The sequence below is a fragment of the uncultured Campylobacter sp. genome (assembly GCF_937949835.1).
Classification (GTDB): domain Bacteria; phylum Campylobacterota; class Campylobacteria; order Campylobacterales; family Campylobacteraceae; genus Campylobacter_B.
Genome location: NZ_CALEDC010000140.1, coordinates 1 through 11292, shown reverse-complemented (window position 1 = coordinate 11292; position 11292 = coordinate 1). Strand labels below are relative to the sequence as shown.

The window sequence follows — 11292 nt, the reverse complement described above, 5'->3', positions numbered from 1 at the left end:
AAGCGAGCTTTGCAAAAAATACGGCACAAATATCGAAATTCACGACTTTAAGCGATAGCGACTTTGGTTTTTACCACTACCAAAATTTGCGACTTAGACGGTAATGGACTCTGTTTTTTGCGGCAGATAAATTTGAAATTTTGTGCCATCGCGGAAAATAAATTTTAAAATTCTACGTCGCTGCGTAAAATAAATTTAAAATTTGCCGCGTCGCACGCTTTTCGTTCGGTTTTACTATTTCGTCGACACGCGGTAAAATTGAACGAGCCGTGAGGTTGCAATATAAATTTTTGGCGATTTAGCAGTAAAATTTGCGAGGTTCGCAGTGCGAATTTACGATGATAAAATTTTGCTTCGGTTTCAGTGCAAAACACGCCGATTAGGAAGCTTTTGAAAGATAAAATTTTAAGGGACGAACATGAAAATTATCTCGAAATTTAAAGATAATTACGATTTTATGGTGTCAAAATACGGACTTGACGAGACTTTGGTCTATGACCGCAGAAACTCTACTCTAGTCGATGCGGACGAGCTATGGAGGCTTGACGAGGGCGATAAAAAGGTCTTTGAAAGGAAGCTTAGCGGGTACCGCTTTATCCGCGGTAAATTTATAAACTGGAGCAAAACTGACGTAAATAAACTGCCGCGCCTGCTTCACTCCGTGATTTTCATCGGCAAAAATTTAGTCCATATTTTCGCCTCTCAGGGTAAAATTTACACAAGCCTAGAGTTTGACGAGACGGAGCTAAGAAGGCAGTATCAGAATGACAGAACTTTGAGCTTTAGCGATGGATTTCGCGCCCATATCGTCTCGTGGCTAGGCAAGGTCGGCGAGCAGGGTACGCGCGAGGAAATTTTGCAGCTCGTGGCGCTAGAGGGCGACCGCAAAACGACGCTAAAAAATATTGTTCGCGACGATAAAATTATAAGCAAAGATGAAATTTTGAGCGCACCCATCGTATTTTTTAAGCTCACACAGAACATTCACACCGCAGCGATAAATCCGCAGCTTAACGCGATGGGGTTTTATCTGAACGCCGACTTTGTCTGGCAAAGCTTAGTCGAGTTTTTATCCGCCAAAAAGGACGCCTCTGCTCCGATAGGCACGATACCAAATGATATAAAAATCGCTAGCAAGGGCTTTGACGTAAAGCGCTCGTTCCGCCCAAAAATGAAATAACTCGGCTCGCGCAGCAAATAATCCGTGCAATCGTCGCTAGAATTTATCCCTCTTTACTTCGCTGTTTTGACGCGCCTCATAAATCGAGCGAAATTCTATAAATTTTTATAAGTTTCGACGAGCAAGTGCACGAAAGCTTAGAAGCAAAATAAAATATGGATAAAATTCCGCAAAAGCTCTTTCGCAAAATTTTAAAAGAATTAAAATATTTCCTTGAGGAATTTTAGAATTCCGCATAAGGCAAATTTACAAAAATATCGTGAAAAATATGGAATTCTATGAAAATTCCGCAAAATTCTAAAATTTTACCGCAGCGGCGTCCATCGCGCGCATTAGATTTAGCATTTGAGCGTGTTCGAAAACATCGTGCGTGCGGATGATCGCAGCGCCGTTTAAAGCGGCGATCTGATGCAGATACAGCGAGCCTGCGAGCCTGTCCGCGACCGCGGAGGGGCTGTAAAAATCGATAACGCTCTTTCTGCTCGCGCCCACGAGCAGCGGGCAGCCGAAGTGCAAAAAATGCTGCAAATTTTTAATCAGCACCAAATTTTGCTCGGCGGTCTTGCCAAAGCCGATGCCCACGTCAAGGATGATCTTTTTAAGTCCCGCGCTTTGCAGCTGCTGCAAATTTTGCGCAAAAAACTCATCTATCTCACCCATCAGATCGTCGTATTTGGGTGCAAGCTGCATATTTTGCGGCTTTCCTTGCATGTGCATCAGCACGTAAGCGGCGTCGTAGCGAAGCGCGAGCGGGGCAAGAGCGAGATTTGCGCTGATGTCGTTGATGATGCTAAAGCCCCGATCTAGCGCAAATTCCAAACAATACTCATCGAAGCTATCGAGGCTAAATTTAGCCTTTTCGTGTAGACGCAGGCGGTAAATTTCGCTCAGCACGTCCTTTATGCGCGCAAACTCCTCATCCCTGCCGCAGTACTGGCTGCCCGGACGCGAGCTCACGCCGCCGATATCGATGATAGCGGCGCCCTGCTCAATCATCTTTTCGATCTTATTGGTCGCCTCTTTTAAGCTTGCCGCGCGGCTTGCTGGGTTAAAGCTATCGGAGTTGATATTGACGACGCCCATTATTTCGCAGCTTTGCGGCTTAGCAAATTTCTCGCTTAGAAATTTCGCGAGCTCTTTTAGCCCGAAATCCTGCAGCGCTTCCTTTTGCGCTAAAGCTTCGATCTGGCGGTCGTTTGCGATCAAAACCGCATCCGTACCATCGCACCCTAGGATCACTCCTTCGTTGCACGCAAGCTCAGCACCGATGCTAAGGGCATCCTGCTTTAAAATATTCGCCGCGGGCGCGCGCAGATCTTTTAGATAGAAAAAGTTTAGGCGCGATTTTTTCTGCATTATCGCCCGTCCCGCATTTCGCACGCCGATGCGCTCGCAAATCAGCGCGAAATCGGCTTCGTTTGAAATTTTATAAATTTTCATCTTTTCTCCTCGATCATCAACAGTAACGGAGTAAGCACGGCGTGGGCTTTGGCGTTGTGCTCGGCGAGGTAACTCAAGCGGTCAATCCGCTGCAGCTCATCGCCGCTTAGCCTGACGCCTACTTCGAAGCACTCTAGCGCGATCTCGCCGATGAGCGCTTTTAGCGCCGTTTTGTCCAGCTCGCCCTTGCGCTCCAGTGCGATCTGCGCGCCGATAAATTCCACCGCTTCCTTTAGGCTGAGCCTGACTAAATTTAGTCCGGTGCGATATCTGGGCTTTCGCACGCAGAGGTTTTGCACGATCAGGCGCGAGCGGATGGTGGGCAGCAGGGCGTTGATGAAAGGGGTAATCAGGAAAAACACCGTATTTTTGGGCGGCTCCTCTAAAATTTTAAGCAGAGCGTTTTGCGCCTCTTCGCCGAATTTCGTAGCGGCGATGACGATGATCTTATCCTCGCGCTCGGCGACGTAGGCTTCGTCGATGATCTTTCGCGCCTCGTCGATCTTAAGCTCGGTGCTTTCGAAAAACCTTAAATTTTTGCGCGGAATTTCGGCTAAAATTTTATCTTTAAAGCCCTCATAATCATTGGTTAAAACGATCTGATTTATGATTTTCAAAGCACCACTTCGTCAAAAAGCACGGCGTCGATGCTTTTGTCTAAAATTTTAAAAAGCTGGATCAGTTTGAGATCCAGGCTCGGATCGCTCTCGCTCATGTAAAAGCTATTTTGCAGCCTCTCGTCGATGAGCCACAGATAGCTGTCCTCGTGGCTTTTGGCGATTTTGGCTAGCGGATGGTTGCCGTTGCCGATGTAAAAATATATAAAGCCGTTGGCAAACGCGAGGCTTAGCATATCGTTTAGCAGCAGCGCGTCCTCTAGGCTATTTACTCCGCCGCGATAGAGCGAGCGCAGCGAAAAAAACGGCAACAGCGGACGGGAGTTGGTAGAGGAGTTAATCTTTTTGATGATGTATTCGCTAAACCAGCTTCGCTCATCGTCGCAGATGACGATGAAAGCAAAGCCGTCGTGGAGGAATTTTAGCTTTGAAGCCAAAAGCGGCGTCCAGTCCTCCTTGCGATCCTCAAGCCACTCAAGTCCGGGCTCGGAGCGCATCGCCGTAACGCTCCAAGTGTGCAGATCCTGCATTATTTATCCAAATCGTAGGCTTTATGCAGCGCGCGCACGGCAAGCTCGCCGTATTTGGCCTCTACGATCATCGAAATTTTAATCTCGCTCGTGGAGATCATCTGGATATTTATCCCTTCATCCGCAAGCGTCTTAAACGCCTTGCTGGCTATGCCGCTGTGGCTTTTCATACCAACGCCCACTAAAGAAACCTTTACGATATCGGCATCCGATTCGATGATGGAATTCGGATTAGGATTTACCTCTTTCATTACCGCATAAGCAGTCTGCAGCTCGTTTTGCGGCACGGTAAAGCCTAAATTCGTCTCGCCGTTTCGTCCGATATTTTGCACGATCATATCGACGTTGATCTCCTTGCTCGCGAGCGCGGAGAAAATTTCAGCCGCGACGCCGGGGCGATCCTCTACGTTTCTAATCGTGATTCTTGCTTGATTTTTATCCAATGCAATGCCGCTAATTACCGCATCTTCCATCTTTTCTTCTCCTGTTATGAGTGTTCCTTCATGATCGTTAAAACTGCTTCGCGTCACCAAATTTACGTTTAATTTCTTCGCAAGCTCGACGCTTCGATTTTGCAAAACCTTCGCTCCCAAGCTCGCAAGCTCAAGCATCTCGTCGTAGCTGATGCGATCAAGCTTCTTAGCCTTTGGCTCAATGCGCGGATCGGTCGTATATACGCCGTCTACATCGGTGTAAATTTCGCACAGATCGGCATTCAGCGCTCCTGCAACGGCGACTGCGCTAAGATCGCTTCCGCCTCGCCCGAGCGTAGTTACTTCGCCTGCGGTGCTGATGCCCTGGAAGCCCGCAACGACGACGATTTTGCCCTGCTTTAGCGCCTCTTGCATGCTTTTTGGATCGATAGAGACGATGCGAGCTTTGGTGTGAAAATTATCCGTCACGATGCCCGCACCACGCCCGCTAAATGCGATCGCAGCATAGCCCTTAGCATTTAGCGCGATAGCTAAAAGTGCACTCGTGACGCGCTCGCCCGAGCTTAGCAGCACATCCATCTCTCTGCCTACGGGAGTTTTAGTAAAAAATTCCGCCTGCTCGATGAGCTGATTGGTAACGCCGCTCATCGCAGAGACGATTACCGCGACATCGTGTCCTTCGTTTTTAGTCTTTATCACGCGCTGCGCAACCGCCTCGATCCGCTCTAGCGTACCGACGCTCGTACCGCCGTATTTTTGAACGATCAGCATTAAATGTAACCCTCCTCCTTAAAATATTTTAAAACCGTCGCGTAAATCGGCTTTTTGAAGTGATTTACGTGCCTTAAAACCTCATTCGCGCCTACGAATTTAAATGCGTCGAACTCCGGAAGTTTAGTATTGATGTTTATATCGGCTAAGCTTCGCAATCTCACCAAAAAATACCTTTGAATTTGCCCGTCGTATGGGCGCATCTTTTGAGCTACCCCATCGGGAAAGTCGTAGCTAAGCCACTTCGGGCACTCAGCGATGATATCGACTTTGCTTGTTCCGATCTCCTCGCCTAGCTCTCTGCGGATCGCCATCTTCGGCGTCTCACCATCGTCGATACCGCCTTGAGGAAACTGCCAAGCGCCTTTGATATCGCTTCGTTGCGCGATTAAAATTTCGCAATTAAACGGATACGAGGGCGAAAGTACGATTGCAGCGACATTCGGTCTGTAATTTTTCTCTTTTTCCATCTCGTTTTCTCACAAAAAATTTCTCAAAATTCTACCTAAAAATATTAAAATTTGCGTTAAGAGGCTTAAAATTTATATAAATTTTCAAATTAATTCGCTAAATTTTGCGACGTAAATTTAGCCCATAGGACCGCCCTTGCACATCTATATCCACGTGCCGTTTTGCACCTCCAAATGCCCGTATTGTGCCTTTGGCTCCTTCAGCGATAAGTTTAGCCTCGCAAAAAGCTACTTTCGCGCGCTAGAGCTTGAAGTGCGCGACTTTTTGGCAAAAAATCTGCACGCGCAAATCTCTACGCTTTTTATCGGAGGAGGCACGCCAAGCGCCGTAGATGCGGGGCTTTACGACGGAATTTTTGCGCTGCTTGCGCCGCATTTCGCCGCCCGAGCCGAAATCAGTTCGGAAGCTAATCCGAACTCCGCTAGCCCCGCCTGGCTTAGCGCGATGCAGGGGCTCGGCGTAAACCGCATCAGCTTCGGCGCGCAGAGTTTCAACGACGCCAAGCTAAAGTTCCTCGGTCGCGCGCACAGTGCGGCGCAGATTTTTCTCGCGGTGCAAAATGCCAAAGCAGCGGGCTTTGATAATATAAATTTAGATCTAATCTACGCGAGCAAATTTGACGATAAAAGGAATTTAAAATTTGAAATGGATGAGCTTGCGCGCTGCGAAGTGCCGCATTTAAGCGCCTATGCGCTAAGTCTTGAGGAAAATACGCCCTTTTTCGGGCGCGAAAGCTTTAAAAAGGAAAGTGCGGCTCTAGCTAAATTTCTCTTTGCTCTTGCGGCGGATAGCGGCTTTAGCCAGTATGAAATTTCAAATTTTGCCGCGCGCGGACTGCGCTGTAAGCACAATCTCGCCTACTGGCGCGGCGAGGATTACGCGGGATTTGGGGCATTTGCGGTCGGCACTAGCGCTCAGGTGCGCCTTAGCTCGCCTAAAAATTTGCGAGATTACATTGCAGACCCGCTGCAAAAACAGCGCGAAGCTCTAAGCGCGCAGGATAAAAAGCTTGAGCGCATATTTCTCGGGCTGCGCTGCATTTTGGGGTTTGAGGCGCAAATTTTAAACGCTACGGAGCTAAGCAACGCGCAGCTGCTCGTGCGCGAAAAAAAGCTGAAATTTGCCGAGGGTAAATTTTATAATCCCAACTTTTTGCTCGCCGACGAGATTGCGCTTTTTATTACGCAAGAAAGCCGCCGCGGGCGCTAAATTTAAGATTAATGAAATTTTAGTTAAAATACGCCACTTTTTACGTTAGGAAATTTTATGTTTGGTATCAGTATGCCTGAAATTACGGTCATTTTAATCATCGCGATAATCGTGCTGGGGCCCGAAAAGCTTCCAAAAGTCCTGGTCGAGCTTGCGAAATACTTCAAAGTCATCAAAAAAACCATCAACGACGCAAAATCTAGCTTCGATCAGGAGCTTCGCATCGCCGAGCTCAAAGAGGACGCCAAAAAATATAAAGAGAGTATCACACAAGCAAGCGAGGGCGTGCGCAAAAAGCTCACGTTTGAGGAGCTCGACGAGATAAAAGGCGGCATGAACTCCGTCAAAGAGACGCTAAATGCGGGGCTAAAAGACGCGGAAAGCTCGCTTAAAGAAACGCTTAGCTCGGACACCGCCAAAGACGCGTTAAACTCCGCGAAAGTCTCGGCGCAAAAACAGAGCGAGACGGCAAATTTAAAAGCAAATTCGAGCGGCGAAAATTCCGCGCAAAGCTCCGCTGGCGCCGCAAACTCTACGCAAGGCTCCGCCAGCGGCGCAATGAATCCCGGCGTTGAAGGCAAAAGCGCGAATTCTGGCGCTGGAAATAAAGGCGAAAATTCCATGCCGAGCACGGACGGCGGCGCAGGAAATTCCACACAAAATACCAATGCAAGCAGTGAAGCGAAAAGCGCCGCGCAAAATTTGAACGCAAATTTAAACGGCGATGCGCAAAATTCTATGCAAAATTCCGCGCAAAATAGCGATACGCAAAAATCATAATGAGAGAGAAATTTAATGTTTGAAGAGCTAAAACCCCATCTAGCCGAGCTTCGCAAGCGCCTAGTTATCTCCGTGCTTTCCGTCATCGTCCTTTTTATCGCGTGCTTCGGCTTTTGGGAAGATATTTTAGGCTTTATGACCCGTCCGCTAGTGCGTGTGCTTCCTAAAGGCAGCGAGATCATCTTTACCCAGCTTGGCGAAACGTTTTTTACCGCGATGAAGGTATCGTTTTTCACCTCGCTGCTTCTAGCGATGCCGATAATTTTCTGGCAGGTGTGGCTTTTCGTAGCACCTGGGCTTTACGACAACGAGAAAAAATACGTCATCCCCTTCGTTAGCGGCGCGAGCATTATGTTTTTTTTGGGCGCGGCGTTTTGCTATTTTTTCGTAATCCCCGTCGCGTTTAATTTCTTGGTAAATTTTGGCGCCAAGCAATTTACTGCGATGCCTACAATCGGCGAATATGTAGGCTTTTTCGCTAAGCTCGTCGTCGCATTCGGCATCAGCTTCGAGCTTCCTGTAGTAACCTTTTTCCTCGCTAAGATCGGGCTTGTAACAAATAAAAGCCTGAGCGATTTTTTTCGCTACGCAATCGTCATTATTTTCATCTTTGCAGCGGTCATGACGCCGCCGGACGTGCTTAGTCAGTTTATGCTCGCAACTCCGCTAATTGCGCTTTATCTGCTTTCGATCTTCATCGCCAAAATGATAAATCCGTATAAGCCTGAGGATGACGAAAGCGAAAATTCCACGGACGTAGCGCAGGCGTGAGATGGCGGATCTAAATTTAGTCGGTAGCTACGATTACGAGCTTCCTAGCGAGCTCATCGCAAGCGCGCCCGTGATGCCCAAACAAAACGCGCGCCTGCTGATCTATGACCGCGCTAAAGAGCAGATCACTCACGCGCACTTCGGCGATTTGGCGGATGCCCTGCCGCCCTGCGATATTATTTTTAACGACACGCGGGTGATTAAGGCGCGCCTCTTCGGCCATAAAAACAGCGGCGGCAAGATCGAGCTTCTGTTAAACTCGCCGCTTGAGGGCAATAAATTTAGCGCCTATATTCGCGGCAGCGTCAAAGTAGGCAGCGAATTAAAATTTCAAAGCGGTCTTGAAGCTCGCGTTTGCGAGCTGATGGAAGGCGGGCTTCGCATCGTGCAGTTTGAGCGCGGCGGTAAAGCTTTAAACACCCATGATGTTTTTGAAATTTGCGAACGTATCGGCCACGTGCCGCTGCCGCCGTATATCAAGCGCGCCGATACGAAGGAGGATGCGAGCTGGTACCAAAGCATCTTCGCGCGCGAGCAAGGCGCCGTCGCCGCACCAACCGCGAGCCTTCATTTTAACGATGCGATGCTAAACGATCTGCGCAAAAACCACGAAATTTATTTTATCACGCTGCATGTGGGCGCGGGCACCTTCAAGCCCGTGGAAGTAGCGGATCTGCGCGATCACAAGATGCACGGCGAGCTCTACTCCGTCCCGCCGCAGACCGCGCAAATTCTAAAAAGCGAGCGAAAAATTTTAGGCGTGGGTACGACCGTTACGAGAACGATCGAAAATTTTGCACGTAACGGGCAAAATAGCGGAATCTGCGAGCTGTTTTTGCACCCGGGCAACCCGCCGATAAGACAAAATTTTTTGCTTACAAATTTTCACCTGCCAAAATCCACGCTGATAATGCTCGTAGCGAGCTTCATCGGCCTTGAGCGCACGCTTGAGCTCTACCGCATCGCAGCGGAGCAAAGATACCGCTTCTACTCCTATGGCGATGGGATGCTTGTGCTATGAAAGCCGTGGTTTTAGGCGCACTAGCAATATTGGCTGCGACGGCAGGTTTTGCGGCAAGAAAACTTTTTGCTAAAAAGCCCGCCGTAAGCGGCAAAATTTTCTCCGCTGCGCCTAAAGTCAAAGAAAGCAGCCCCGTCGTGCCTAGGCGCGAGGATATCGCGCAGATCGATATTTTAAAAATTTTAAAATTCCAAAGCGAAATTTTATTTGAGGAGTGCACGAAATACGATAGCACGCTCTATCTTAGCTTCCCGCCGCAGCTGCCGCGTATCTACGGCGGCGAGGTGCTAAATCTCACTAGCGCAGTCTTTGACACGTGCGAGTTTTTCCTGCAAAATATCGCTGAACCAATCCGCGTAAGCGTGGAATTTAGCAGCAAGGAACTTAGAGCGAATATGAGCTCTATCAAGCTCGACGTTCGCGTAGGCATCGATCGCGAGCTAAAGGATCCACGCACCTATGCGCTTAAAGGTGCGCTAGAAAGCGCTGCTAGCACGGACGATGAGTATCTTACTTCGGCGCAGACCCATTTGCGTGCACTCGGTTCGCATCCGAGTATTGGAGCTGACGGGCGCGGGACATTTATCAAAATGGATGCAGTACTTAGCTGCTTCGCACAGCAAAGTTTTAGCGCTAAAAAATACGACTACAACGTCATCATCACGCACAAAAACCGCGCTATCTTCGAGGAGCTGCGCGATTTTTTGAGCGGGCTCGGTTGCGACGTAATGCCAAACTCCAACTGGGAGAGCGCAAAGAGACATCTTGGCGACTTCATCTACGTAGCCGACGTCGTCATCCTTGACGCCGAGATCCTGCGCGCCAATATAAGCGAAATAAACTACCTCAACGCGCTGGAAAAAGACGGGGTATTTTTCATATTTTTGCTCAAAAACAAACACTCGCTCAAGGTGCTGGAGGGGCTAAGCTTTAAATTTTTCAAGCTCGAGATGCCATATTTCTACGACGAGTTTTACGCCACGCTTGATCTCATCGAAAAGATCAAAAACGATGAGAATTTCTTGGGGCTGTAGCGAATAGGCGGCGATAAATTTAAAACCGAAGAGATTGAAGTGCTATATTTTGACTTAGATTGGATCAAGGGCAATATAAAAGATAGCGAATATGCCTTAAGGCAGCGGCGGTACGAGGCGTATTTGGCATGGCTGCATAAAAATATGCATACGCTAGAAAGAATTTTTGCGGGCATAAGCTTCAACGATGCGCTATTGCTACCCAAAAAGCAAATCAATGAAAAGTTGCATTTGAAATTTTACATCGGAGATTTGCAAAATGGATATTATGAACTAAAATGCGTTATGAGCTCGGATCAAAGATGCGATGCGGCGCCCGGCGAAATAATAACGAGCGAGATATTTTACGAAAATGGCAATTACCGCTTCTCTTTCATCCTTGCCTGTCTGAAGGAATACGCCGTTAATTTCTCCAGTATAGATAGCCTTAAATTTAACGCGATTTCGCAAAGAAAATATAGCCGCGAGTTTAAGAAATTGAAACTTTTATAGTAAATCCAAACCTTGGTTTTTACGTATAGAATTTCATCCGTTAAAGATTGCCGCCTCGGTATTTATCTCATTTACAATCCAAAATTAAAAATATTAGCTAGCGAGGTTTTGGGAAGTATGGATTTTGATTTAGGCACGAGCTTTCTGGTAAACTATGCAAGCTTCGGAGGTATAAAAATTTTAGTTTTTCGTGACTTAGAATGTGTCGCGTACTTCAGGTCAAAGCGTAGCGATGTGAGATAAATTTTGCTCGCTCGAGTGCTGAGGCATTATGCTTTTAGAAAAGGCACAAAGTAACATAAATTTCGCTGCGCTTGTAGTTGAAATCCGCTAAATTTAAGCCAGAATCATTCGGCGGAGGCACCATTCGCCAAACCCTCTAAGGCAAAATCTCTAAATTTAAGTTCTGGACGTCATATGCAAGCAGATTTCCTTCTGCCCTTAAAGCATTCAAATCATATTAAAATTTGAACTTCCAAACGAACCTAAAGGAATTTTGACAATCACTACGTTGCATTTAAAAGCGCGCTCGATAAGAGATA

Annotated in this window: 11 protein-coding genes and 1 pseudogene; 7 read left to right on the top strand and 5 right to left on the bottom strand. The window is 47.5% G+C overall.

Translation table 11 applies throughout. The features are described from left to right. The first annotated feature begins 418 nt into the window (after positions 1-418). Positions 419-1180, top strand: a complete 762-nt coding sequence (locus Q0256_RS03100) for a hypothetical protein (RefSeq protein WP_297959950.1) — start codon at positions 419-421, stop codon at positions 1178-1180. Between the two features lie 297 nt (positions 1181-1477). Here Q0256_RS03100 and folP read toward each other — a convergent pair whose 3' ends face one another. From folP to Q0256_RS03075, 5 genes are read right to left on the bottom strand one after another with little or no spacing between them, the layout of a single operon-like run. Further along, on the bottom strand, positions 1478-2620 hold the full coding sequence (gene folP / locus Q0256_RS03095) for a dihydropteroate synthase (RefSeq protein ID WP_297959948.1): 1143 nt from the start codon (positions 2618-2620) through the stop codon (positions 1478-1480). Beyond that, complete coding sequence (locus tag Q0256_RS03090; protein ID WP_297959946.1) at positions 2617-3237, bottom strand: DNA polymerase III subunit delta'; 621 nt, start codon at positions 3235-3237, stop codon at positions 2617-2619. Before Q0256_RS03090 ends, folP begins: the two co-directional genes overlap by 4 nt. Further along, positions 3234-3767 (bottom strand): HobA family DNA replication regulator, encoded by a 534-nt coding sequence (locus Q0256_RS03085; RefSeq protein ID WP_005873254.1) that lies wholly within the window; start codon positions 3765-3767, stop codon positions 3234-3236. Before Q0256_RS03085 ends, Q0256_RS03090 begins: the two co-directional genes overlap by 4 nt. Continuing rightward, positions 3767-4972 carry an aspartate kinase gene (locus Q0256_RS03080; RefSeq protein ID WP_295151394.1) on the bottom strand — a complete coding sequence of 402 codons (1206 nt, stop codon included), beginning with the start codon at positions 4970-4972 and terminating at the stop codon, positions 3767-3769. The genes Q0256_RS03085 and Q0256_RS03080 overlap by 1 nt, the downstream gene beginning before the upstream one ends. Continuing rightward, positions 4972-5442, bottom strand: a complete 471-nt coding sequence (locus Q0256_RS03075; RefSeq protein WP_005873256.1) for an RNA pyrophosphohydrolase — start codon at positions 5440-5442, stop codon at positions 4972-4974. Before Q0256_RS03075 ends, Q0256_RS03080 begins: the two co-directional genes overlap by 1 nt. A 136-nt stretch (positions 5443-5578) precedes the next feature. On the opposite strand from Q0256_RS03075, the gene hemW reads away from it, so the two are divergent. The 6 genes and pseudogenes from hemW (at position 5579) to Q0256_RS03045 (ending at position 10750) form a co-directional block, all read left to right on the top strand. Then, positions 5579-6652: a radical SAM family heme chaperone HemW gene (hemW, locus tag Q0256_RS03070; RefSeq protein WP_297959944.1), complete on the top strand. Its 1074-nt coding sequence runs from the start codon at positions 5579-5581 to the stop codon at positions 6650-6652. Between the two features lie 57 nt (positions 6653-6709). After that, positions 6710-7012 (top strand): annotated as a pseudogene (gene tatB, locus Q0256_RS03065) (Sec-independent protein translocase protein TatB); the annotation flags it as partial. 435 nt (positions 7013-7447) lie between these two features. Further along, positions 7448-8203: a twin-arginine translocase subunit TatC gene (tatC, locus tag Q0256_RS03060; RefSeq protein ID WP_297959942.1), complete on the top strand. Its 756-nt coding sequence runs from the start codon at positions 7448-7450 to the stop codon at positions 8201-8203. A 1-nt stretch (position 8204) separates the two neighbouring features. Continuing rightward, positions 8205-9224: a tRNA preQ1(34) S-adenosylmethionine ribosyltransferase-isomerase QueA gene (gene queA, locus Q0256_RS03055; protein WP_297959940.1), complete on the top strand. Its 1020-nt coding sequence runs from the start codon at positions 8205-8207 to the stop codon at positions 9222-9224. Beyond that, complete coding sequence (locus Q0256_RS03050) at positions 9221-10258, top strand: hypothetical protein (RefSeq protein ID WP_297959938.1); 1038 nt, start codon at positions 9221-9223, stop codon at positions 10256-10258. Before queA ends, Q0256_RS03050 begins: the two co-directional genes overlap by 4 nt. 39 nt (positions 10259-10297) lie before the next feature. Continuing rightward, the gene (locus Q0256_RS03045) at positions 10298-10750 is read left to right on the top strand and encodes a hypothetical protein (RefSeq protein ID WP_297959936.1); all 453 of its coding nucleotides are present in this window, start codon (positions 10298-10300) and stop codon (positions 10748-10750) included. Positions 10751-11292 lie beyond the last annotated feature (542 nt).